The sequence below is a fragment of the Paenibacillus daejeonensis DSM 15491 genome (assembly GCF_000378385.1).
Classification (GTDB): Bacteria; Bacillota; Bacilli; order Paenibacillales; family Paenibacillaceae; genus Paenibacillus_D; species Paenibacillus_D daejeonensis.
In genome coordinates this window covers 588915-611137 of record NZ_KB899660.1, presented here as the reverse complement: position 1 = coordinate 611137, position 22223 = coordinate 588915, and the positions used below count along the sequence as shown (strand labels likewise).

The following is a 22223-nucleotide window of genomic DNA, read 5'->3' as shown; positions in this document are numbered from 1 at the left end:
AGGCAATACCTAGTCTTAGTACCTGGTAACAATTGTGTGCCAGTTTATTTACTGAAGGAGGACACTTGTATGACCCAATCTGGATCTGTGAAACAAACCTTCAGACATCATGAGCTGGGCCTGACTGATGATCAGGCCGTCGATATGTATACAAAGATGCTGATGGCCCGAGCTTTTGACGAGCGCTGTCTGCTGCTTCAGCGTGCCGGTAAGATTAACTTCCATGTCTCAGGTATTGGCCAGGAGGCTGCCCAAGTCGGTGCAGCTTTCGCGCTTGACCGAGATCAAGATTACTATCTGCCGTATTACCGCGATTATGGTTTCGTGCTGTCCGTTGGCATGACCCTGCGAGATCTGATGCTCTCTGTTTTTGCCAAGGCGGAAGACCCCAACAGCGGAGGTCGCCAGATGCCCGGACACTTCGGCAGCAAGAAGCTGCGCATCGTGACGGGTTCTTCTCCCGTTACGACCCAGGTTCCCCATGCCGTGGGACTGGCACTGGCTGCCAAGATGAAGCGCAAGTCTTTTGTTTCCTTCGTCACGTTTGGGGAAGGGTCCAGCAACCAGGGGGATTTTCACGAAGGCGCCAATTTTGCAGGTGTGCACAAGCTGCCTGTTATCTTCATGTGCGAGAATAATCAATATGCGATTTCGACTCCGCTCCACAAACAAATCAGCGGCCGTATTAGTGATCGCGCGGCAGGCTATGGGTTTCCCGGCATTCGGGTAGACGGCAATGACCTGCTTGCCGTATATGAAGCGGTCAAACAGGCTCGTGATCGGGCAGTAGCAGGTGAGGGGCCGACGTTGATTGAAGCGCTGATGTACCGAATTTCTCCGCACTCCACATCGGATAACGACTTGATGTACCGGACCAAAGAGGAAGTCGATGAACATCGCGGCAAGGACGGTATTATGCAATTCAAGCGCTATTTGACGGAATGCGGGATCTGGTCGGAAGAGCGTGAGCAGGCTCTGCTGCGCCAGCTTCGCGAGGCGATCGATGACGCGACCGCCTATGGTGATGAGGCGCCTTTCCCGGAGCCGGAGGATATCCTCCTGCATGTATACGGGGACCAGGCTGGAGAAGGGAGAGCATAACGCATGCCACAGATGGAATATATCGATGCGATCCGACTGGCTATGGCCGAAGAGATGGCGCGTGATGAAGATGTATTTGTACTTGGCGAGGACGTCGGCCACAAGGGCGGCGTCTTCACGACAACCAAGGGATTGCTGGAGCAGTTTGGAGATACCCGGGTTATGGATACGCCGCTGGCAGAGTCTGCAATTGCTGGCGTTGCCATTGGAGCGGCGATGTATGGGATGAAGCCGATTGCCGAAATGCAATATTCGGATTTTATGTTCCCTGCAACCAACCAGATTATTAGCGAAGCGGCCAAGATCCGTTATCGTTCCAATAACGACTGGACATGCCCGATAGTCATCCGTGCACCTATCGGCGGTGGCATCTTCGGAGGATTGTACCATTCCCAATGTCCGGAGTCGGTTTTCTTCGGTACGCCCGGTCTGAAGATTGTTGCCCCTTATTCTGCGTATGATGCTAAAGGTTTGCTCAAGGCAGCAGTCAGGGATGCCGATCCAGTCCTGTTCTTCGAACATAAAAAATGCTATAAACTGATAACTGGCGATGTTCCCGATGATGATTATATTGTCCCAATCGGCAAAGCCAACGTGCTGCGCGAAGGCGATGACTTGACGGTTATCGGCTATAGTCTGCCGCTTCATTACACAATGGAGGCGGCGGCCGAGCTCGAGAAAGAAGGGATCTCGGCCCACGTGCTGGACTTGCGTACCATCCAGCCGTTGGACAAAGAAGCGATTCTCGAAGCAGTCCGCAAGACAGGCAAAGTGCTCATTATTCATGAAGACAATAAGACGGGCGGCGTCGGTGCAGAGGTCGCTGCCATCATCGCGGAAGAGCTGCTGTACGAGCTGGACGCGCCCATTATGCGCCTCACGCCGCCTGATGTGCCGGCGATGCCAATTAATCCGCCCGGCGAGAAATTCTATATGCTGAACAAGGATAAAGTGAAAAAGGCCATGCAGCATCTGGCTTTATACTAGCATGACCATAGAAATGAGAAGTCTGGAACAGATTATTGCGGTCTAAGCCGCAAATGCACGGGAGATGAAGACAATGAAATCGTTGACGGAAATCGTCATGCCGCAGCTAGCCGAATCGCTTGTCTCGGCCCAAATCGACAAATGGCTCAAGCAGCCCGGTGATGAGATCGAGGTGTATGAGCCCATCTGCGAGGTGTTGACCGATAAGGTGAATGCAGAGCTGCCTTCGACAGTCAAGGGCAAGCTGGTCAAGATTCTTGTTGGGAACGGTGAAAAAGTGGATGTCGGCGCGCCGATCTGTCTTATTGAGACAGAAGGTACGGGCTCACCTCCTCAGAGCGCCGGTGGCGGGCAAGAAACGGTCAGCAGGGTCAGCGGCGATGAAGATCCGTCAGAGGATTCTGACCAATCGATGCGACACCGGTATTCGCCTGCTGTGCAAAAGCTGGCTGCCGAACATCAGGTCCCGCTGACAGCGCTCAAAGGCACGGGGCTCGGCGGACGCATCACCCGCAAAGATGTATTGGCCTATATTGATGGCAATCCGCGCGGCCGCGCAGATGCATCATCCGATGTTAGTCTGGATCCGAAAATGGCTTTGCGTACGACCGGTCTCCATCTGACGGAACCGCCACGCGTGCCGGAAGTCGAGGTCGAGGAAAAATCCGATGGCCGCCGGGGCGAGTATTTTATTGATGTTACTCCGATCCGTAATACGATTGCCCGGAACATGCGGCAAAGTGTGACCGAAATTCCACACGCCTGGACAACGATTGAAGTAGATGTCACGAATATTGTCGTGCTCCGCAACAAGATGAAGGAAGAGTTCGCGAAGCGGGAAGGTGTTAACCTCACCTATCTGGCCTTCGTTATGAAGGCTGTTGTCAATGCGATCAAAGACTACCCGATTATGAACTCGGTTTGGGCTGTAGATAAAATTATCGTGAAGCGCGATATTAATATCTCTCTGGCTGTCGGGACAGAGGATGCCCTGCTGACCCCGGTGATTCGCAATGCGGACCACAAGACCATTGCCGGTCTGGCCCGCGATATTGATGATCTGGCACGCAAGACACGGGAAGGCAAGATCACACTGAACGACCTGCAAGGCGGGACGTTTACGGTGAACAACACCGGCTCTTTCGGCTCCATCCTGTCGTATCCGATCATCAACTATCCGCAAGCCGCCATTCTGTCCTTTGAATCAATCGTCAAGCGTCCGGTTGTCATCAATGATATGATTGCCGTTCGCTCCATGGCCAACATCTGCCTCTCGCTGGATCATCGGATTCTGGACGGCGTAATCTGCGGACGGTTCCTGCAGCGGGTCAAGGAGAATCTGGAGAGCTACAACCTGGAAACCAAGCTTTACTAAAACTGCACCTGAAGAGGGTATGTGCACATGAGTACGACGGATCGGGTGCTGGACGCCCATTACTACCCGATGATCGGGTATGCCGAAGCGTGGGATTTACAAAAAAAACGGGTTCGGGAAATCGATGAGGGCAAGCAGGACGAAACGATCCTGCTTGTACAGCATCCGCCGACCTATACCATCGGCTCGCAGCGGCATCCGGAGCATTTGTTGTTGTCCGAGGAACAGCTGGCGGAACGGGGGATTGAGGTCTTCCAGATTGATCGTGGCGGAGACATTACGTATCACGGTCCGGGCCAACTTGTCGGCTATCCGCTCATGTATCTGGATTCCGTAGGTTTGGACCTGCATGCTTATCTGCGTGATCTGGAACAAGTCATTATTGATTGGCTGGAGACGTATGGGATTCAGGGAGGACGCAAGGAAGAGTACACAGGGGTGTGGGTAGGCGAGGAGAAAATTGCGGCGATCGGTGTAAAGTTCAACAAATGCCGTCATCGCAGGGGCTTCGTGACGAGTCACGGGTTTGCGCTCAATCTGCATGCAGGGCTTGCCGAGAGCGGGTTTGCCGGCATCATTCCGTGTGGAATACAGCAATACGGGGTGACCTCGCTTGCTGAGCTGAGCGGGCGCGAGTTGACGCTGCGGCAGGCGGCAGACGAAGTGCTGCCGCATTTCTGCCGTATCTTTGGCGTCACGGCGGGCCGCTTACAGGATTAGGCCGATACCCATCACCAATGTAGACAGCAGCATAGAAGCGATGATGAGGTAGACCACTAATTTTATCCATTTGTTGTTCTGCATGATCGGTCTCCTTTCGGACAAGTTATCGAGATAGATTGCATCAAGCATGACCAGTAGCTCGAGCCCATATGTTTCTATTGTATACGAACAACAGGGATGGAGGAAAGTCTATGATCAATAAAGATCGTTTAGTGAAGGATTTCATGGCACTTGTCCAGGTGGACAGCGAGACGAGAAACGAGGCAGAAATCAGCAAGGTGCTAACCAAACGTTTCGCTGAGCTGGGTCTTGAGGTGGAAGAGGACGACACAGCCGCTGTGACTGGGCACGGTGCCGGCAATTTGTTCGCTACTCTGAAGCCAGCTGACGGACAGGGCGGCAAGCCGATTTTCTTCACCTCACATATGGACACGGTCACTCCAGGCAAAGGCATCAAGCCCCAGCTCGACAGTGACGGGTATATCCGCAGTGACGGCACAACAATTCTCGGGGCTGATGACAAGGCAGGAATCGCCGCCATGCTGGAAGCGATCGCGGTGATTCGCGAGAATAACCTGCCGCACGGGCCGGTACAGTTCGTTATTACGGCCGGAGAAGAGGCCGGTCTGTATGGCGCACGGGCGATGGATCCGAGTCGGCTGCACGCTGAGCTCGGGTTTGCCCTCGATTCCAATGGAGAGATCGGTGACATCGCGGTAGCTGCTCCGACACAGGCCAAGATTACAATGAAGGTCATCGGCAAGTCAGCTCATGCGGGCGTGAATCCGGAGGACGGAATCAGTGCCATCCAGGTGGCAGCCAAAGCCATCTCGCGGATGTCGCTGGGACGAATCGACAAAGAAACGACCGCGAATATCGGCCGTTTTGAAGGCGGCGGCGCAACCAACATCGTATGTGATCATGTCACGCTGGATGCCGAGGCGCGCAGTATTGTCCAGGATAAGCTGGATAAGCAGGTGGATGCGATGCGCGGTGCGCTAGAGAGTGCAGCAAACGACTACGGGGCGCAAGCCGAGTTTGAGAGCGAGATTATTTACCCGGCCTTCAATTATACAGAGAATGATGAAGTGGTTACCTTGGCATCTGAAGCGATCACCGCCATTGGCTGTACGCCACGAACCTTCCACTCTGGCGGCGGCAGCGACGCGAATATCTTTAATGGTTTTGGTATTCCAACCGTCAATCTGGCCGTAGGCTATGAGCATATCCATACGACCAAGGAGCAGATCAAGGTGGAGGATTTGGCGAAGACCGCCCGGTTGGTCGTGGAGATTATTACGCGGGCAGCTTCGGCGTAGTTGCCATTCGAAGACAGGTTAATCGCAGACGCTTGCGGTTGACCTGTTTTTGATGCAGGGCTAATGGCAGAATCCTATTTGGCTTTGGCGGAATTTGCTTTTCCGCTCTGCTGGAGATAGCCGCGCAATGTCGCTCCTTGCCCGCCGGAACGTGCCAGCTTGCGCAGGGTATGGCGAACCTCCCAGGCCTTGCCTACAATTCGCAGCTGCTGTTCGCTCATTTCTCGTTTCATTCCAATTCCCCCTGTGAAATGTACTGTACTAATAGATATGTACCAGCGGGACAAGTATGCCTGTTGAACAAAGGAGAGATGATCTAATGACAAAAAGACCCGAGCTATGGCGAGAAGAGACCGTCTCCACAAGACCGGTATTCGACGGACAGGTGATCACCCTGCAGGTGGATACGGTCAGGTTACCGGATGGCGACACGGCCACTCGTGAGATTGTCCGTCATCCTGGTGCAGCGGCCATCGTGGCCCTGTTGGAGGATAAGCTGCTCGTTGTCGAGCAGTACCGCAAACCGATGGAGAAGTTCCAAGTGGAGATTCCGGCAGGCAAGCTGGATGCCGGTGAGGATCCCAAGGCGGCGGCTTTTCGCGAATTCGAGGAAGAGACCGGATACCGCGCCCGTTCCATGAAGCTGATCAGCGCCTTCTACACCTCACCTGGATTTGCCGATGAGAAGCTTTATCTCTATTGGGCGGAAGGGTTGGAGAAGGGCGAAATGAAGCTGGACGAAGAGGAGTTTTTGGCGGTCAGCGCCATTACCTTTGAGGAAGCGCAGCGCTACATTCAGGAAGAGCGGATCAGCGATGCCAAGACGATCATGGCGGTCTATGCCTGGGAGCGGTATCGCCTGACAGGAGCCGTTTGATGACGCTTCAGCAGATTTTTGCCGATTTGCATCTGCATATCGGACGGACCTCCGCGGGAGAGCCGGTTAAAATCAGCGCCAGCAATCAATTGACCTTCCAAGCCATCGCTCATGAGGCTGCAGTGCGCAAGGGCATCTCGCTCCTTGGCGTCATCGATGCACATGCACCAGGCGTGCAGCGCGATATTGCAGCACTCCTGGAGTCTGGCGAGATGTCCGAAGTTCAAGGTGGGGGCATCCGTTACCGCAACACGACCATTCTGCTTGGCTCTGAAATAGAGGTGTATGACGACGGCGCTCGTGGACCTGCCCATTATTTGTGCTATTTGCCCGGCTTCGCAGACATGCAGAGTTTTACGAAGTGGATGGCAAGGTACATGCGCAACGTCAATCTCAGTTCCCAGCGTATTTATGTCTCGGGTAGAGACCTGCAGGCAGAGGTGAAGGCAAGAGGCGGCCTGTTCATTCCCGCTCATATCTTCACACCCCACAAGAGTCTGCTGGGCAGCAGTACAGACCGGATCGCCGAGGTGCTGGACCTGGAGCTGATCGATGCAGTGGAGCTGGGACTGAGCGCAGACAGCCGGATGGCGGGCTGGATCGAGGAACTGGACGCCTACCCGTTCCTGACCAATTCGGATGCACACTCCCTCTCCCGTATCGGGCGGGAATATAATGAATTGCTGCTCGCTGAAGCCAGCTTCAGCGAGCTGAGGTTGGCGTTGACACATCAACAGGGACGCAGCATAGAGGCCAACTATGGACTCAATCCGAGACTGGGCAAATATCACCGTACCTGGTGCAAAGCCTGTGGTATTGTGCCAGCAGAAGACACAATAGCGCTGGACGGCTGTCCACAATGCGGCGGGCGCAAGCTGGTACGGGGCGTAATGGACCGAATTGAGCAATTGGCTCGTTTGAGCGGACGTCAGGAGGCCTATGTGCCCGAGAACCGCCCACCCTACAGATATCAAGTGCCGCTGGAGTTTATGCCCGGGATTGGCCCTGTCATGCTGGAGAAGCTGCTCGGACGTTTTGGAACGGAGATGGATATTCTCCATCACGCCGATCTGGATGAGCTGTCAGCTGCCGCTGGGAAGAGCGCAGGCGCGCTGGTGGCAGCGGCCCGCCGAGGGGAACTGCACGTCAGCTCCGGCGGAGGCGGCCGTTACGGCAAGGTTACGGAGGGGCGCTGAGGGCCAAATGACATAGTAGCAGGGCACGGCTCATACACTGGAGTATCCGGACAAGTGTAGGAGTGGGTCGCATGAAATCATCCTGGCTGCAGCCGCTGGTCAAGGACCAGCTGTCTCTGTATGTATTCGTATCTGTGCTCCTGGTCGTCGGCGTTATTTTCGGTACCTTAATGGTTCATGCCCTCACATTGGAACAGCAGGAGGATCTCGCTGGCGATGTGAATCATTTTGTGCAAATGCTCAGCTCCGGCATGGGGCCGGACCAAGTCCAATCCTTCTGGGACCGAGCCTGGCTGCATACTCGCTGGCTGGTGTTGATCTGGCTGCTTGGCATCTCCGTCATCGGTATGCCCCTTGTGCTGGCGCTGGACTTTCTCAAAGGCGTGCTAATCGGCTTTACTGTCGGGATACTGATTCAAGGTCATGGCTGGCACGGAGTATTATTCTCTTTGCTGTCCGTAGCCCCGCCCAACCTTATTGTGCTGCCTGCTTTGCTGATCGTCAGCGTTTCGTCGATCTCGTTCTCAATCCATCTGGTGAAGCAGCGTCTCATGCTAAGGCAGGGCAAGCTTCGTCATCCGTTCCTTTCCCATGCCTCAATCGCGTTTATGATGCTGGCGGCATTATGGGCTGCTGCACTACTGGAAGCCTATCTCTCTCCGCATCTGATGAGTTGGGCCTCCGGATTCTTAAGTACGGGCTCCTGAAGCTGGAATTCGGTGTCAAAGCAATTGACTTTCCCTGCGTTTTGCCCCTATAATGAAGACAAATGTTTGCTAGAAGTGTGTGTTTCAAAGCTCGGTCATTTGCACGAGGACGTTTGAACACCCGCTAGTATGGGCACGGTATGGACGCAGGGGGGGACATTATGGAAGCCCGAATCGATAAAATCAAACAACAGCTGCAATCTCAGGGCTATAAGTTGACTCCACAGCGTGAAGCAACCGTACGGGTGCTGCTTGAGAACGAAGAGGATCATCTCAGCGCGGAGGATGTATTCATGCTTGTTAAGGACAAGGCGCCGGAGATTGGTCTTGCAACGGTCTATCGCACATTGGAGCTGCTGAGCGAGCTTCATGTGGTCGAGAAGATGAATTTCGGAGACGGCGTTGCGCGATATGACTTGCGTACGGATTCGAACAAGCATCACCATCATCATTTGATCTGCGTACAATGTGGTACAATGGATGAGATTATGGACGATTGGCTTGGACCGCTGGAGGAGCGCTTGGAAGAAGAATACGGCTTCTCGGTGATTGATCACCGATTAGATTTTCAGGGCGTCTGCAGACGCTGCCGAGACAAGAATGACAACAAAGAACCATCGTAAGTTTGACGGCCTGCTCCACCCCCGTTGGGGGGTGGGCAGGCCGTTTGTGCTATACTAGGCAAGTACATAACCGTGAAATGAATCAGGGAGGCGTTCAAGATGAAGCCAAAGGTCTATGTGGCGGCGAGACTGCCAGAAGAAGCAGAGGCATACCTCGCACAGCATTGTGAAGTGAGCAAATGGGGAGGGGAGCGCTCCATCACCACCGAACAACTGGCACAGGAAGCACAGGCTGCCGAAGGCATCCTGCTTACAGGTGTCGGGGTGGATGAAGCCCTGCTGGAGAAGCTGCCCAACTTGAAGGTAGTCAGCAACATGTCTGTCGGTTACAACAACTTTAGCATTGATGCCATGAAGCGCAAGGGTGTAATCGGGACACACACTCCTTATGTCTTGGATGCTACCGTAGCAGATCTGGTATTTGCCCTGATCTTATCGGTTTCCCGTCGTATTGCCGAACTGGACCGTTTCGTAAGGGCCGGCCGATGGGTAAAGGGCAGTGATGTCAACCTGTTCGGTACTGATGTCCATCATACAACGCTGGGAATCATCGGAATGGGGCGTATTGGTGAAGCGATTGCGCAACGTGGCAAGCTGGGGTTTGACATGAATGTGGTTTATCATAACCGCAGCCGCAAGCCGGATACCGAAGAACGATTGGACATCACCTATCTGGAGCTGGACGAGCTGCTGGAGCAGTCGGATTTTGTTGTGCTGATGACCCCGCTTACCAAAGATACGGAAGGCTATATTGGGGCAGAAGCGTTTGCCAAAATGAAACAGACCGCTTTCTTTATCAATGCTTCGCGGGGACAAACCGTAGACGAGGCGGCCTTAATTGAAGCGTTGCGCACTGGCGCAATTGCGGGTGCGGGACTGGATGTATTTGACCAGGAGCCGGTGTCGGCAGACAATCCTTTGCTCCAGATGGACCAAGTCGTACTTGTCCCTCACATTGGTTCTGCTACGGCAGCTACCCGATTTGACATGGCCATGCTCGCCGCCCGCAATCTCGTGGAAGCCTTGCGTGGCGGCGAGGACGTTCATATCGTCAAGGAGCTGCAACCTTAGCCCGTTGACGGCGTGCACAGCGATTACTGCAAGGCAGCGTGCGCTGTAGGGCGCAGGCGCTCTGCAACAATCCTCGGCCCTCGGCGATGCTGGTCGCTCCCCGCAACCGCTTGGCGCTCGTTTCCAATGCCTGCCGGACTTGCTTCGCATTCAACCGCGGCTTGGCACTCAGCAGCAAGGCAGCCGCGCCAGCCACATGGGGTGTGGCCATACTGGTACCGGAGAGAATCTTGTAGCCGCCGCCCGGCCACGTCGAGCGGATGTTCTGACCGGGTGCGGTCAGACCAATCCCGCTGCCACGACTGCTTAATGCTGCAACGCGGCCGCTGCGGGTAGACGCTGCGACAGCAATCGGCTCGGGATAGCTGGCAGGCGAATCGATACCGCCTGAAGCCACTCCGGCATTGCCCGCTGATGCTGCCATGACGATGCCGCTGCGGGCCGCGCGCCGGATCACATCCCGAAGGGCCCGGCTGCGCACGCCTGGCTCCAGGCCGAAGCTCATATTCATCACCTGCATCCGATTCCTGATGCACCAATCAATGCCTTCGACGATATCTGAAATGAAGCCGAAGCCGTAGCTATCCAAAACCTTGACGGCATAGAGCCGGACACGTGGAGCCACCCCTGCCTGCCCGCCATGGGCACCCAGTCCTGCGGCAATCCCGGCCACATGCGTACCATGGCCATTGTCATCGTAGTAGGAACGGCCGCCTAATGTATTGATTCCCCCGGCAATCCGCAGATCCGGGTGGCGCGCGATGCCGGTGTCGACGATAGCCAGGCGTACACCCTCGCCCCGGCTTACAGGCCAGACGCGCGGCGCCTGCACCTGACGGATATTCCAGGTGACGCGGGGAGCCGTGGCTTTGGCGATCTTGAGTACACCGGCGGCCGGATGTGCTGTGGCCCTGCGGTCTGCTTCAACATACCGGACGGCTGGATGATTACGCAGTCCTTCCCACGAGACGCGCGTGTCCAGATGACAGCACAGCATCGAAGACCCTTTCACATGCTTGATTGCTTGCACACCTTGCTTGCTCAGATGAGCATGGCAGGCACGGCAATCGGCTTCCTTATGAAAAACAATCAGCTGTCTGGCCGTGTGCTTCGACGGCTTATGCCGGGCACAGCGGCATAGAATCGTTCCGAGATGCGTCAAAGAGATCCCTCCTGAACTCGATACCCTACCATATGGCAGGGGAGGGCGAAGTGGCATAGGTATCTGTCCCCATACATATTATCGAGCGAGTTGAATTAGATTACTGAGGAGGGATGGTTGACCCCGAAGGGCCAAAGAGGCACGGAATCGAATCTGGAGAAGCGAAGCGTTCGCCTTTGTCCCCGGATTTCAATCGCTAGAGCGGTTAACAATCAAGAAATCCGGGGACAACAGCGATCGGAAGATCGATCCGTGACCATAGGCGCCTTTGTGGGGCAACCACTTAAGCAGAGGAGGGTGCATCAACGTGAGGATAGGCGTGCCAACCGAAATCAAAAGCAATGAAAGTCGCGTGGCCCTGATTCCGGCCGGAGCCGGCATGCTGCGGCAGGCGGGACATGAGGTGCTGGTTCAGCAAGGCGCAGGCGAAGGCAGCGGATTTGCGGATGAGTTGTATGAGCAGGAAGGGGCCATCATTGTTCCAGAAGCAGCCCAGGTGTGGCAGCAGGCGGACATGATTCTGAAGGTCAAAGAGCCACTACCCGAGGAGTTCGGATATTTTCGCCCGGGGCTGATCTTGTTCACGTATCTCCATCTTGCGGCCGCTCCGGAGCTAACGAAGGCATTGGCAGATCAAGAAGTAACAGGGATTGCCTATGAGACAATCCAATTGCCAGGCGGCGGTCTGCCGCTGCTGACACCGATGAGTGAGGTCGCCGGACGGATGGCTGTCCAGGTCGGCGCGCAATTTCTTGAGGCTTTTTATGGCGGAAGGGGAATTCTCCTTGGTGGTGTTCCAGGTGTTCCTCCGGCTGAGGTCATTGTCATCGGGGGCGGCATCGTCGGCATCAATGCAGCCCGTGTGGCGCTCGGTATGGGGGCTAGCGTCGTTATTCTGGAGCGCAGCGCCGAACGGATGCGCTATATTGATGAACAATGGGGCGGGCGAATTCGAACGCTGATGTCCAATCCGTATAACATTAGTCAGGCCGTCCGCAAGGCAGATCTATTGATCGGTGCGGTTCTGATCCCTGGCGCGCGCGCGCCGCGGCTCGTGACCGAAGAGATGGTGCAGACGATGAAGAAGGGCGCCGTCATCGTTGACGTAGCCATTGATCAAGGCGGTTCAATTGAAACGATCGACCGGGTGACGACGCACAAGCAGCCAGTCTATATCAAACATGGCGTTCTGCATTATGCGGTCGCCAATATGCCGGGCACCGTTCCGAGAACCTCCACACTGGCGCTGACCAATGTGACCTTTCCCTATGTTCTTGAGTTGGCCGACAAAGGCGTGGAAGCAGCAATATCCGTCAATGAGCCGCTGCGCAAAGGCGTGAATACCCATAAGGGACATGTAACCTATCTGCAGGTGGCAGAGGGCGTAGGCTTGCCTTATATGCCAATCGAGCAGGCGGTTTCACCTTCGACCTTTCCCGGTTCCTAGAGACTTAACCCCAGCCCTCCAGGGTACTATTCCCGTGCCCAAGGTCATACTGTGATAAGAAGACAACCTGTGACCGGAGGGAATCCGATGATTATTTCATTGCGCAAATGCTGGTCGGTGATTCAGTTTCTGGTATTGTTTGTGATGTTGACGGTCATTGCTGTGACATTGTATCGCTGGGCTGCGGAATGGGTAAACCCCGCCAATCCCTATGCACTTCCACATGGGCAAGCGCTTAAGGTGTTCCAGGCCGATTCCCCGGCATCGGACTACCGAAGCATGCTTGAACGCTTGCAGTGGTTTTATTGGATGGGAGAGTAGTTTTTTTTCAGCAGGAAACCGGGGGCGGGATGTGGAATAGTAGGGTAACGCTTTGGTGAAAGGAACGGTTGTGTGGAAGTGCAAGTACAATCTTTTATTGAATATTTGGCCGCTGAACGCAGATTAAGCACCAGCACGTTGGACGCCTATACCCGGGATGTAACGACGTTTGTCGATTATATGAAAGCCGCCGGCGTGCAGGAGATTTCATCCATCAGTCGTCATCATATGGCCCGCTACATGCTCCATCTCAGGCAGAAAGGACGGGCCAGTGCCACCATTACCCGGACCATTGTTTCGCTGCGGGCTTTCTTTCATTATTTAATCCGTAGTGGGCAGCTAATGCAAGATCCGTCCATTGAACTGGAGTCACCCAAGCAAGAGAAGAAACGTCCTCATATTCTGACGGTCGATGAAATTCATCGATTGCTGGAGACACCGGACCGGAGCGAGGGACCGGGCTGTCGTGATGCGGCGATGCTGGAACTGATCTATGCTACAGGCATCCGGGTAACGGAGCTGATCATGCTGGATGTGGAAGACCTTCATCTGGAGTTGCGCTTTCTCCGGTGTACTGGCAATAATGGCAATGAGCGCATCATTCCGATCGGGGAGAGCGCCATGCTGGCCTTGCAGCGTTATCTTGATGAGGTCAGACCGCAACTGCTGCGTTCCGGTGCAAGCAGCGATGCCCTGTTTCTGAACCAGCAAGGGAGCCGGATGACCAGACAAGGATTCTGGAAGCTCATCAAGAAACATGCCCAGGCTGCAGGCATTGCCGCCGACATCACACCGCATTCGTTGCGTCATGCCTTTGCAGCCCACCTCCTGGATGGAGGAGCAGACCTGAGGGCGGTTCAGGAGATGCTCGGCCATGCCGATATCTCGACCACTCAGATGTATATGGGGACAGGCAAGGTTCGGATGAAGGATGTGTATGATCAGGCGCATCCCCGAGCTGTTATTCGTGCGAGAGCTTCGGACCAGAAGGAGGAACAATCATGAGATTCAAACGAATAACTGTCATTGTCTTAGACAGCGTAGGAATTGGCGCACTGCCAGACAGTGCGGATTTTGGGGACGAAGGCACACATACACTAGGATCCATTGCAGCCAGCAATCCCGGCTTTGATCTTCCGAGACTGCGAGAATGGGGACTGGCCCATATTGCTCCGATACATGACTGGACGCCGGAGGGCAAGCCGTTGGCTGCGTATGGGAAGATGGCTGAAGCGTCGGTAGGCAAAGACACCATGACGGGTCACTGGGAGCTCGCAGGCCTTCGTATCGATGTGCCCTTTCAGACCTTCCCGGACGGGTTCCCGGCGGAGCTGTTGACGCGCTTCGAAGAACAGACCGGACGCCCTGTCATCGGCAACAAGCCGGCCAGCGGAACCGAGATTCTGGATGAGCTGGGTGCGCGGCAGATGGAGACGGGAGCCTGGATCGTCTATACTTCCGCAGACAGTGTGCTTCAAATCGCCGCCCATGAGGATGTGATTCCACTCGAAGAGCTATACCGTGCATGCGAGATCGCCCGGGAACTGACGATGGAGCCTCGATTTGCCGTTGGCCGTGTCATCGCCAGACCCTACATCGGACAACCTGGCGCATTTACTCGAACGTCCGGACGGCATGACTATGCCGTCTCGCCTCCTGAACCAACGATTCTGGATCGTCTGGCGGAGGGGGGCTACGATGTGTGGTCTGTTGGCAAGATCAACGACATCTTCAGCGGCCATGGAATTACTGAATCCATGCCGACCAAGAGCAACGAAGACGGGATTAACAAGACGCTGGATGCAATGAGTCGTCCATTCCAAGGCTTGCTCTTTACCAATCTTGTTGATTTTGACTCGCTCTATGGTCACCGACGGGATCCGGCTGGCTACGCAGGAGCGTTAGCGGCGTTTGACCGCAAGCTACCAGAGCTGGCAGCGGCAACTGGGGAAGAGGATCTTCTCATCGTCACCGCTGATCACGGCAATGATCCGACGCATACTGGTACAGACCATACACGGGAATACGTGCCCTTGCTCGTATACAGTCCGTCGCTGCGTCAGCCGGCAGCGCTGGGCACCCGTTCGACCTTTGCCGATGTAGCAGCAACGATTGCTGACAATTTTGGCATAGCCGGAACAGGCAGGGGAACAAGCTTTTTAGATGAATTGAAATAGGAGGAAACGATATGAATCAACTAACGGTATCGCATATTAATGAAGCTGTAGAATACATTCGCTCTCAGACCGCTGACCGTCCCGAGGTGGGCCTCATTATGGGGTCTGGACTTGGAGTACTGGGCGATTATATGACTGATGTAACCGTAATTCCTTACCATGAAATTCCACACTTCCCGGTCTCTACAGTAGAAGGGCATGCTGGTGAATTGTTAATCGGTGCTCTTGCCAACCGTACCGTTATTTTAATGCGGGGTCGTTTTCATATGTACGAAGGGTATGGCCCGGAGCTGACTGCGTTTCCCGTGCGGGTGATGAAGGCGCTGGGCGTGCAGTCCATCGTCGTCACCAATGCCGCTGGCGGGATAGACACTGGCTTTGGCACAGGCGATCTGATGTTGATCACCGATCACATTAATCTCACCGGACGCAATCCGTTAATCGGACCAAATGATGATGAGCTGGGACCGCGATTCCCGGATATGTCGGAAGCGTACAGCAAGCGTCTGCGCCAGATTGCACTGGATCAGGCGGCAGCGCAGGGCTTTGAATTGCGAAGCGGGGTTTACGTGGGTTTGCAGGGGCCTTCCTACGAAACGCCAGCCGAGATCCGGATGCTGCGTATTTTGGGCGCTGATGCCGTCGGCATGTCGACAGTGGCTGAGGTTATTGCTGCAAGACATAGCGGCATGGAGGTTCTTGGCATATCTTGTATCAGTAACATGGCTGCAGGTATTCTGGATCAGCCGTTATCCCATGTTGAAGTGATGGAGACGACGGAGCGTGTGAAGACCAAATTTCTAAATCTTGTGCTTGCAGTCATCCCACAAATCTAGACCTAGTTTTTTCTTCTAAATTTTGTTACATAACTGTAACATTTGGGTCGACGCATTGTGACATTTTTTGTTCGGAGATGCTCGTATAATGTTCCATGATGAAAGACGACCGAAAAAACATGGAGTGAAATGAGCGATGGACAAGCAATGGACAATGCAAATGGAAAGTCTGCGTAAACAAATGATTGATACGGCGCTGGGCAAGCAGTCGCTGCTGCACCGTGATGTGCTGCGGCTCAGTCAGACGCTGGACCGGTTGATTGTCAAAGTCCAAGCCGAAAAGCTGGCTGCCCGCAAACGCCAAAAACCAACTTGGTAGGAGGGCGACCCCGGATGCGGACTGTAGATATCATTCGAAAAAAGAGGAATGGCGGCGAGTTGTCGCAAGCTGAGCTTTCCCATCTCGTCCAAGGGTATTGCAGCGGCGACATTCCCGATTACCAGGCAGCAGCCTGGGCAATGGCCGTCTATTTTCAGGGACTCACGGCGCGGGAAACAGCTGATCTCACCGGACTCATGGCAAGCTCCGGCGATCAATTGGATCTCAGTGATATCCCGGGTGTCAAAGTGGACAAGCACAGCACTGGCGGTGTGGGCGACAAGACAACCCTTATTATCGCTCCGCTGGTTGCCGCGGCAGGAGTTCCGGTAGCCAAGATGTCCGGCCGCGGTCTGGGCCACACAGGGGGAACGATTGACAAGCTGGAGTCCATCCCTGGCTTTCGGACCGAGCTGGAGCGTGGAGATTTTGTGTCGCAGGTGAAAGAGATCGGACTGGCGGTTATTGGACAGAGCGGGAATATGACGCCAGCCGACAAACAACTCTATGCTCTGCGTGATGTGACGGCTACCGTCGACTCCGTTCCGCTGATTGCCAGCTCCATTATGAGCAAGAAGATCGCGGCGGGCGCGGACCGCATTGTACTGGATGTCAAGGTCGGCAGCGGTGCCTTTATGAAAACGGTTGAAGCGGCAGAAGAACTGGCGGAAGCTATGGTTGCCATTGGCGAACAGGTTGGCCGCAATACGTCTGCCCTTATTAGTGATATGGATCAGCCGCTTGGCTTCGCCATCGGCAATGCACTTGAAGTGGAGGAGGCTATTCGTACGCTGCGGGGCGAAGGTCCTGAGGATTTAACCTCTCTCTGTCTGGAGTTGGCCTCGCAAATGATCGTCCTCGGGGGCAAATCTGACACGATTCAGCAAGCCAAAGAGCTGCTTACAGCGCTGTTGAAGGATGGCCGGGCACTGGACAAGTTCCGTGCGTTTGTCGAGGCTCAGGGTGGAGATCCTGGTGTCGTTGATGCTCCGGAGAGCATTCTTCCAGTTGCCGCTACCCGGACGGAAGTTCGTTCAACCGAAGCGGGCATTGTACAAGCGATCGATGCCGAGCAATTGGGCGCTGCAGCGATGCACTTGGGAGCTGGAAGGGCAACCAAGGATGATAGGATTGATCCGGCTGCGGGGATTCTCATGGTCAAAAAGGTAGGCGATGCGGTTGCGACGGGAGACGTGCTGGCGCTACTATGCCACAACCGAACGCCATCGGAAGCGGAAGAAGCAGCCCGGCTCGCTGCAGCTGCTTACCGAATGGAACACAAACCGGTTGCGGATCGTCCGCTTGTTCTGTCCATTGTGACATCCAACGGCGTCCAGCGACTATCTGATAAGGACAGCATGTGAGGGGAAGCCGGATAATATGGCTGGTGTTTTGGCTTGTATTTGTCAGCTATGCACTGATACTTGCGCCGGGAGGCAGGGGTGGAGAGGACCCGCATCTTCTCCCGCTCCTTACCCTTTCGGATGAGCATCCCCTGCTGCTCGCTGTATTTTCTCTATTGGGTCTCTTCCCCATGGCCTACGCTGCACTGCTGTTGAGGGAGGATAGCGCCCGCGTGCCAGCGTGGCCTTTTTCCCTAGCAGCGTTTGGTCTTGGCGCATTTGCTTTAATACCTTACTATATTGTGAACCGCTCCCTAGCACCCGAGGTTCAGCCCCGTGTGCCAACCCCAATTGCAAGCGTTATCAAGAGCCGCACTTATCTAATCGCAGTCTCATTGCTGACCCTTGTAGTCGCCGGATACGGCCTGGGGGCAGGGCGGTTGTCTGAGCTTACGGATGCCATGACAACATCGCAGTTTGTTCATGTCATGACCATTGATCTAGTGGTGCTGTGGTTGTTCTCCATATACTGCATCCGCAGGGATGCCAGGCGCAACGGGGCCAGCCCGCGGCTGGCTTGGTTGGGACTTCTGCCGATTATTGGCTTATGTTTGTATGTAGGATTAGGGAAAACCCGTGAAGGAGGTCGTGTGTGATGAGATTAGCAGGACCCGTGTTTGTACCAAAGAGCGAAATGGAGCCTGGACGGTGGATTGCAGCGCTGCAAGATGCCGGATATCGTGCAGCAGTCTGTCCGGTCGGCAATGACGCCGATGAGAGGACGGTAGCTGAATACCGGAATGCGGCAGCTGCGGCGGATATTGTAATCGCTGAAGTCGGTGCCTGGAGCAATCCGATTAGTCCCGATGACGAAGTCCGTAAACAAGCCATTGATCATTGTATCCGGCAGCTGGAGCTTGCTGAGCGGATTGGCGCCAGGTGCTGTGTCAACATTGCCGGTTCACGCGCATTGAAATGGGATGGGCCGCATGCAGATAATTTCAGTGACGATACCTTTGCTCTAATCGTCGATACCGTGCGTCTCATTATTGATCAGGTCAACCCGCGACATACGTTTTTTACGTTGGAGACGATGCCCTGGATCGTTCCGGATAGTGCGGACAGTTATTTGGCTTTGGTTCAGGCGATTGATCGCGCCTCCTTTGCGGTTCATTTTGACCCTGTCAATATGATTACCAGCCCCCGCATCTATTTTCAGAACGGGGCCATGATTCGCGATTTTGTCCGCAAACTGGGGCCTCATATTAAAAACTGTCATGCGAAGGATATTCACTTGGCGGATCAACTTACCGTGCAGCTGACTGAGGTCATACCTGGTACAGGAGCGCTGGACTACGCGGTATTCCTGCAGGAGTTGAATCAGCTGGATCCTGATCTGCCTCTCATCCTTGAGCATTTGTCGAGCGAATCAGACTACCGCCAAGCGGCAGCTCATGTAAGAAAGACGGCGAGCGAATTGTCGATTCCGCTCTAGCAACTCCAATCGATCACCTGCACCAGCCCGATAAAGGTTGGGGCAGGTGGTTTTTTTATGGGCAAATCGAGGCTCGCCCTGACAGATGGGAATATTATGCATGGATTCGGTCAACACTGGTGAGGAGAATGAAGCCGGATGATGAAGAGACCTTGCCCCGGCTCTGATACCAGGAGGGAAGCGTTATGATCAAATCGACAGCTTACAAGGGATTGCTCCTTACCATTATGATTGCCTTACTGGCCGCAACGAACGTGCGTGCCGAAGAAAAACCGGGTGCTTCCGAAGCTCCTGAGCTGGCGCCCTCGGCCATGTCTGCCATCTTGATGGATGCCGACAGCGGGACGATCATTTTCGAGAAAAACAGCCATGCCAAGCTGCCTCCTGCGAGTATTACCAAAGTGATGACGATGCTGCTTATCGTCGAAGCGCTGGATGCCGGCACGATTAAACTGACCGATATGGTCCAGGCAAGCGAATATGCGGCTTCGATGGGTGGGTCCCAAATTTTCCTGGAACCGGGAGAAGAGATGACGGTCGAAGAAATGCTCAAAGGCATTGCCCTAGCCTCTGGCAATGATGCCTCGGTCGCTATGGCCGAGAAACTGGCCGGAACGGAAGAAGCCTTCGTCAAACGGATGAACGAAAGGGCAGCGGAGCTGGGACTGAAAAATACGCATTTTGTGAACTGTAACGGGTTGCCAGCGGAGAACCATTATTCGTCGGCCCATGATATTGCCGTCATGTCCAAGGAACTGCTCAAGCACGAAGAAATTACTCGCTATACGGGATTGTATCAGGACCATTTGCGCAAGAGCTCGGATAAGCCCTTCTGGTTGGTGAATACCAACAAGCTGGTCCGATTCTACAGTGGTGCAGACGGCCTCAAGACGGGTTATACGAATGAAGCGAAATTCTGTCTTACGGCAACCGCCAAGCGCGATAATCTGCGTGTTGTTGCAGTTGTGATGGGTGAACCGAATACGAAGACGCGCAACAATGAGGTATCGCAGATGCTGGATTATGCGTTTGCGCAATACACGAATCACCCGATTTTCAAAACTGGCGATACGATGGGTCAGATGAAAGTGAATAAAGGCGAGCAAGCCGAGCTGCCGATTCTCGCCAAGCATCAATACAGCGTTCTCCTGAAAAAAGGGACGCCGGTCGCTGACATCCGGCACGAGCTTCGTCTGGATGGTCCGCTGCAGGCGCCGGTTGAGGTCGGACAACCGATCGGTAAACTGATTGTCTTCCAAAAGGACAAGATTCTCGGGGAATTTGAAGTGACCGCTCCGCAATCGGTCGACCGGGCAGGCTGGTGGACGATGCTGAAGCGTGTGACGGGCGAATTGTTTGACTGATGCGCAGCATTGCAGCCTCCTGTCATGAATCCAAGCAGGAGGCTGCAGTTTTTGTCGCTCTCTAGCGCCTTGCTTCTAGTTTTGTCGCCGGGCAGGAATGTGCGTCCGGTATGTGGAATCCCTCTCTATCCACAGGGAGGAGAGTGCAGGTTAACATGAGTCTTCAAATGGAATTGGAACACAATCGCAATGTGCTGATTGTCCGACTGCGCGGCGAGCTTGATCACCATACCGCGGATACGGTACGTCATCGGATGGAAGAAGCGATCCTGCGCGGCAACAGCGATCACGTCATCCTCAGTTTGAAGGAACTGGCCTTTATGGATAGCTCGGGCCTGGGCGTCATTCTGGGCCGCTACAAGCTGCTCAAGGGCAGGGGTGGCAAAATGGTCGTTTGCGATGTGAGCAAGAGTGTACACCGGCTGCTTGAACTGTCAGGTTTGTTCAAAATATTGACGATTCACGATAATGAGCGAATGGCGCTCACAAGTCTGGAGGTCGTATCATGAGCGGAACGAACTTTATGACCCTCTCGTTTGCTGCCCGTTCGGAGAATGAAGCATTCGCCAGGGTAGCCGTAGCGGCGTTCGTCTCCCAGTTGGACCCTACGATGGAAGAACTCAATGATCTGAAGACGGTTGTATCGGAAGCGGTAACCAATGCTATTATTCACGGCTACGACGGCAACCCCGAAGGGGTAGTTACCATCGAAGCTGCGATTGAAGCAGATACGGTATCGATTACCATCATGGACCGTGGCCGCGGCATTGAGGATCTGGATCTGGCCAGACAGCCGCTCTATACATCCAAGCCAGAGCTGGAGCGTTCGGGGATGGGGTTTACGATCATGGAGAATTTCATGGACAAGTTCGAGGTGGACAGTGCACATGAGCAGGGGACGCGGATCGTGATGGTGAAGCGTATTGAATCGAAAAAGGCGCTGTACAATTAGGCGCGTAGGGGTTGGGACCTCATGGATGTACAAATGAAGCAGACGCAGCATTATCTGGATGATAGCGAAGTAAAACGGTTGATTGCCCTGAGCCAGACAGGTGATAGCGGGGCCCGCGATACACTGGTGAACTGCAATATCCGGCTTGTGTGGTCGGTGGTGCAACGGTTTATCAATCGTGGGTATGAGCCCGAGGATCTGTTCCAGATCGGTTGTATCGGTCTGCTCAAGTCGGTGGACAAGTTCGATTTGTCCTATGATGTCAAATTCTCTACCTATGCGGTGCCCATGATTATCGGAGAGATTCAGCGTTTCCTCAGAGATGATGGCACGCTCAAGGTGAGCCGCTCGCTCAAGGAGCTAGCCAACAAGGTCCGCAAGACTCGTGATGAGCTGTCCCGGCAGCTGGGGCGAATGCCTACCATCAAGGAAGTGGCGCATGAGCTGGGGATTACCCCGGAGGATGTAGTGCTCGCCCAGGAGGCCAACAAGCCGCCGACATCCATTCATGAAACCGTCTTTGAAAATGATGGCGACCCCATTACACTCATGGACCAGATCGCGGATGATTCGCAGGATAAATGGTTCGAGAAGCTAGCCTTGAACGAAGCGATCGAGACGTTGTCCGAGCGTGAAAGGCTTATCGTGTATCTGCGTTATTACCGGGACCAGACACAATCAGAGGTTGCTGCGAGACTGGGGATCTCTCAGGTGCAGGTGTCCCGTCTGGAGAAAAAAATATTGCAATCCATTAAAGATCAGATCGCCCAATAGGCGGTCTTTTTTTTGTTTTTCTTTTTCGGGGGCCTCGCAAAATTTTACCACAAA

The 22223-nt window shown here is 54.4% G+C and carries 26 protein-coding genes; 23 read left to right on the top strand and 3 right to left on the bottom strand.

The genetic code is table 11. The annotated features are described in order from the left end of the window. Positions 1-69: 69 nt before the first annotated feature. The 4 genes from F556_RS0109795 (at position 70) to lipB (ending at position 4183) form a co-directional block, all read left to right on the top strand. Entirely contained in the window at positions 70-1101 is a 1032-nt protein-coding gene (locus F556_RS0109795; RefSeq protein WP_020616765.1) for a thiamine pyrophosphate-dependent dehydrogenase E1 component subunit alpha, read from the top strand. 3 nt (positions 1102-1104) lie between these two features. Next, on the top strand, positions 1105-2088 hold the full coding sequence (locus F556_RS0109790) for an alpha-ketoacid dehydrogenase subunit beta (RefSeq protein WP_020616764.1): 984 nt from the start codon (positions 1105-1107) through the stop codon (positions 2086-2088). Between the two features lie 64 nt (positions 2089-2152). Continuing rightward, complete coding sequence (locus F556_RS0109785) at positions 2153-3463, top strand: dihydrolipoamide acetyltransferase family protein (protein ID WP_026297209.1); 1311 nt, start codon at positions 2153-2155, stop codon at positions 3461-3463. A 27-nt stretch (positions 3464-3490) separates the two neighbouring features. Further along, positions 3491-4183: a lipoyl(octanoyl) transferase LipB gene (gene lipB, locus F556_RS0109780; protein WP_020616762.1), complete on the top strand. Its 693-nt coding sequence runs from the start codon at positions 3491-3493 to the stop codon at positions 4181-4183. Here lipB and prli42 read toward each other — a convergent pair. Beyond that, the gene (gene prli42 / locus F556_RS37700; protein ID WP_020616761.1) at positions 4172-4267 is read right to left on the bottom strand and encodes a stressosome-associated protein Prli42; all 96 of its coding nucleotides are present in this window, start codon (positions 4265-4267) and stop codon (positions 4172-4174) included. The genes lipB and prli42 overlap by 12 nt on opposite strands. 110 nt (positions 4268-4377) lie before the next feature. Here prli42 and F556_RS0109770 point away from each other — a divergent pair, with 110 nt between their 5' ends. After that, positions 4378-5505: a M20/M25/M40 family metallo-hydrolase gene (locus F556_RS0109770; RefSeq protein ID WP_020616760.1), complete on the top strand. Its 1128-nt coding sequence runs from the start codon at positions 4378-4380 to the stop codon at positions 5503-5505. A 74-nt stretch (positions 5506-5579) separates the two neighbouring features. Here F556_RS0109770 and mciZ read toward each other — a convergent pair whose 3' ends face one another. Then, positions 5580-5738, bottom strand: a complete 159-nt coding sequence (mciZ, locus tag F556_RS37055; RefSeq protein ID WP_020616759.1) for a Z-ring formation inhibitor MciZ — start codon at positions 5736-5738, stop codon at positions 5580-5582. An 86-nt stretch (positions 5739-5824) separates the two neighbouring features. On the opposite strand from mciZ, the gene F556_RS0109760 reads away from it, so the two are divergent. The 5 genes from F556_RS0109760 to F556_RS0109740 all read left to right on the top strand — a co-directional run bounded on the left by F556_RS0109760 (position 5825) and on the right by F556_RS0109740 (position 9979). Further along, entirely contained in the window at positions 5825-6382 is a 558-nt protein-coding gene (locus F556_RS0109760) for an NUDIX domain-containing protein (RefSeq protein ID WP_020616758.1), read from the top strand. Then, entirely contained in the window at positions 6382-7578 is a 1197-nt protein-coding gene (locus F556_RS0109755) for an endonuclease Q family protein (RefSeq protein ID WP_020616757.1), read from the top strand. Before F556_RS0109760 ends, F556_RS0109755 begins: the two co-directional genes overlap by 1 nt. 71 nt (positions 7579-7649) lie before the next feature. Then, positions 7650-8285, top strand: coding sequence for a stage II sporulation protein M (gene spoIIM / locus F556_RS0109750; protein ID WP_020616756.1), 636 nt, complete (start codon positions 7650-7652; stop codon positions 8283-8285). A gap of 161 nt (positions 8286-8446) precedes the next feature. Beyond that, the gene (gene fur, locus F556_RS0109745) at positions 8447-8908 is read left to right on the top strand and encodes a ferric iron uptake transcriptional regulator (RefSeq protein WP_020616755.1); all 462 of its coding nucleotides are present in this window, start codon (positions 8447-8449) and stop codon (positions 8906-8908) included. 99 nt (positions 8909-9007) lie between these two features. Next, on the top strand, positions 9008-9979 hold the full coding sequence (locus tag F556_RS0109740; protein ID WP_020616754.1) for a 2-hydroxyacid dehydrogenase: 972 nt from the start codon (positions 9008-9010) through the stop codon (positions 9977-9979). On the opposite strand, the gene F556_RS33635 is transcribed toward F556_RS0109740, so the two are convergent. Continuing rightward, positions 9960-11141, bottom strand: a complete 1182-nt coding sequence (locus tag F556_RS33635; protein WP_020616753.1) for a S8 family peptidase — start codon at positions 11139-11141, stop codon at positions 9960-9962. The two genes, F556_RS0109740 and F556_RS33635, sit on opposite strands and share 20 nt — an antisense overlap. A 307-nt stretch (positions 11142-11448) precedes the next feature. Between F556_RS33635 and ald the strand changes: the two genes are divergently transcribed. The 13 genes from ald to sigF all read left to right on the top strand — a co-directional run bounded on the left by ald (position 11449) and on the right by sigF (position 22169). Continuing rightward, the gene (gene ald / locus F556_RS0109730) at positions 11449-12588 is read left to right on the top strand and encodes an alanine dehydrogenase (RefSeq protein WP_020616752.1); all 1140 of its coding nucleotides are present in this window, start codon (positions 11449-11451) and stop codon (positions 12586-12588) included. 87 nt (positions 12589-12675) lie between these two features. After that, positions 12676-12909 carry a DUF4227 family protein gene (locus tag F556_RS0109725; protein WP_020616751.1) on the top strand — a complete coding sequence of 78 codons (234 nt, stop codon included), beginning with the start codon at positions 12676-12678 and terminating at the stop codon, positions 12907-12909. A gap of 72 nt (positions 12910-12981) precedes the next feature. Next, complete coding sequence (gene xerD / locus F556_RS0109720; RefSeq protein WP_020616750.1) at positions 12982-13914, top strand: site-specific tyrosine recombinase XerD; 933 nt, start codon at positions 12982-12984, stop codon at positions 13912-13914. Continuing rightward, on the top strand, positions 13911-15086 hold the full coding sequence (locus F556_RS0109715; protein WP_020616749.1) for a phosphopentomutase: 1176 nt from the start codon (positions 13911-13913) through the stop codon (positions 15084-15086). The genes xerD and F556_RS0109715 overlap by 4 nt, the downstream gene beginning before the upstream one ends. Before the next feature lie 11 nt (positions 15087-15097). Next, positions 15098-15922, top strand: a complete 825-nt coding sequence (locus F556_RS0109710) for a purine-nucleoside phosphorylase (protein WP_020616748.1) — start codon at positions 15098-15100, stop codon at positions 15920-15922. Positions 15923-16058: 136 nt separating this feature from the next. Beyond that, on the top strand, positions 16059-16241 hold the full coding sequence (locus F556_RS33630; protein WP_020616747.1) for an aspartyl-phosphate phosphatase Spo0E family protein: 183 nt from the start codon (positions 16059-16061) through the stop codon (positions 16239-16241). A gap of 14 nt (positions 16242-16255) precedes the next feature. Next, positions 16256-17605 carry a pyrimidine-nucleoside phosphorylase gene (locus F556_RS0109700; protein ID WP_020616746.1) on the top strand — a complete coding sequence of 450 codons (1350 nt, stop codon included), beginning with the start codon at positions 16256-16258 and terminating at the stop codon, positions 17603-17605. A gap of 23 nt (positions 17606-17628) precedes the next feature. Then, positions 17629-18240: a hypothetical protein gene (locus tag F556_RS0109695; RefSeq protein ID WP_157272691.1), complete on the top strand. Its 612-nt coding sequence runs from the start codon at positions 17629-17631 to the stop codon at positions 18238-18240. Beyond that, positions 18240-19079, top strand: a complete 840-nt coding sequence (locus F556_RS0109690) for a sugar phosphate isomerase/epimerase family protein (RefSeq protein ID WP_020616744.1) — start codon at positions 18240-18242, stop codon at positions 19077-19079. Before F556_RS0109695 ends, F556_RS0109690 begins: the two co-directional genes overlap by 1 nt. A 185-nt stretch (positions 19080-19264) precedes the next feature. Beyond that, positions 19265-20443 carry a D-alanyl-D-alanine carboxypeptidase family protein gene (locus F556_RS0109685; RefSeq protein ID WP_020616743.1) on the top strand — a complete coding sequence of 393 codons (1179 nt, stop codon included), beginning with the start codon at positions 19265-19267 and terminating at the stop codon, positions 20441-20443. Positions 20444-20598: 155 nt separating this feature from the next. Continuing rightward, positions 20599-20952: an anti-sigma F factor antagonist gene (gene spoIIAA / locus F556_RS0109680; RefSeq protein ID WP_020616742.1), complete on the top strand. Its 354-nt coding sequence runs from the start codon at positions 20599-20601 to the stop codon at positions 20950-20952. Beyond that, positions 20949-21395, top strand: a complete 447-nt coding sequence (spoIIAB, locus tag F556_RS0109675) for an anti-sigma F factor (RefSeq protein ID WP_020616741.1) — start codon at positions 20949-20951, stop codon at positions 21393-21395. The genes spoIIAA and spoIIAB overlap by 4 nt, the downstream gene beginning before the upstream one ends. A gap of 21 nt (positions 21396-21416) precedes the next feature. Next, the gene (sigF, locus tag F556_RS0109670) at positions 21417-22169 is read left to right on the top strand and encodes an RNA polymerase sporulation sigma factor SigF (protein WP_020616740.1); all 753 of its coding nucleotides are present in this window, start codon (positions 21417-21419) and stop codon (positions 22167-22169) included. The last annotated feature ends 54 nt before the right edge of the window (positions 22170-22223 follow it).

What these genes read in the sequence shown, in the direction of transcription:
- F556_RS0109710 (WP_020616748.1), top strand. Translation starts at nt 15,098, where the DNA reads ATGAATCAACTAACGGTATCGCATATTAATGAAGCTGTAGAATACATT.
- F556_RS0109685 (WP_020616743.1), top strand. Translation starts at nt 19,265, where the DNA reads ATGATCAAATCGACAGCTTACAAGGGATTGCTCCTTACCATTATGATT.
- mciZ (WP_020616759.1), bottom strand. Translation starts at nt 5,738, where the DNA reads ATGAAACGAGAAATGAGCGAACAGCAGCTGCGAATTGTAGGCAAGGCC.
- F556_RS0109755 (WP_020616757.1), top strand. Translation starts at nt 6,382, where the DNA reads ATGACGCTTCAGCAGATTTTTGCCGATTTGCATCTGCATATCGGACGG.
- F556_RS0109700 (WP_020616746.1), top strand. Translation starts at nt 16,256, where the DNA reads ATGCGGACTGTAGATATCATTCGAAAAAAGAGGAATGGCGGCGAGTTG.
- F556_RS0109785 (WP_026297209.1), top strand. Translation starts at nt 2,153, where the DNA reads ATGAAGACAATGAAATCGTTGACGGAAATCGTCATGCCGCAGCTAGCC.
- spoIIAB (WP_020616741.1), top strand. Translation starts at nt 20,949, where the DNA reads ATGAGCGGAACGAACTTTATGACCCTCTCGTTTGCTGCCCGTTCGGAG.
- F556_RS0109725 (WP_020616751.1), top strand. Translation starts at nt 12,676, where the DNA reads ATGATTATTTCATTGCGCAAATGCTGGTCGGTGATTCAGTTTCTGGTA.
- F556_RS0109795 (WP_020616765.1), top strand. Translation starts at nt 70, where the DNA reads ATGACCCAATCTGGATCTGTGAAACAAACCTTCAGACATCATGAGCTG.
- spoIIAA (WP_020616742.1), top strand. Translation starts at nt 20,599, where the DNA reads ATGAGTCTTCAAATGGAATTGGAACACAATCGCAATGTGCTGATTGTC.
- F556_RS0109790 (WP_020616764.1), top strand. Translation starts at nt 1,105, where the DNA reads ATGCCACAGATGGAATATATCGATGCGATCCGACTGGCTATGGCCGAA.
- F556_RS0109760 (WP_020616758.1), top strand. Translation starts at nt 5,825, where the DNA reads ATGACAAAAAGACCCGAGCTATGGCGAGAAGAGACCGTCTCCACAAGA.
- F556_RS0109770 (WP_020616760.1), top strand. Translation starts at nt 4,378, where the DNA reads ATGATCAATAAAGATCGTTTAGTGAAGGATTTCATGGCACTTGTCCAG.
- sigF (WP_020616740.1), top strand. Translation starts at nt 21,417, where the DNA reads ATGGATGTACAAATGAAGCAGACGCAGCATTATCTGGATGATAGCGAA.
- spoIIM (WP_020616756.1), top strand. Translation starts at nt 7,650, where the DNA reads ATGAAATCATCCTGGCTGCAGCCGCTGGTCAAGGACCAGCTGTCTCTG.
- lipB (WP_020616762.1), top strand. Translation starts at nt 3,491, where the DNA reads ATGAGTACGACGGATCGGGTGCTGGACGCCCATTACTACCCGATGATC.
- F556_RS33630 (WP_020616747.1), top strand. Translation starts at nt 16,059, where the DNA reads ATGGACAAGCAATGGACAATGCAAATGGAAAGTCTGCGTAAACAAATG.
- fur (WP_020616755.1), top strand. Translation starts at nt 8,447, where the DNA reads ATGGAAGCCCGAATCGATAAAATCAAACAACAGCTGCAATCTCAGGGC.
- prli42 (WP_020616761.1), bottom strand. Translation starts at nt 4,267, where the DNA reads ATGCAGAACAACAAATGGATAAAATTAGTGGTCTACCTCATCATCGCT.
- F556_RS0109715 (WP_020616749.1), top strand. Translation starts at nt 13,911, where the DNA reads ATGAGATTCAAACGAATAACTGTCATTGTCTTAGACAGCGTAGGAATT.
- F556_RS0109690 (WP_020616744.1), top strand. Translation starts at nt 18,240, where the DNA reads ATGAGATTAGCAGGACCCGTGTTTGTACCAAAGAGCGAAATGGAGCCT.
- F556_RS0109740 (WP_020616754.1), top strand. Translation starts at nt 9,008, where the DNA reads ATGAAGCCAAAGGTCTATGTGGCGGCGAGACTGCCAGAAGAAGCAGAG.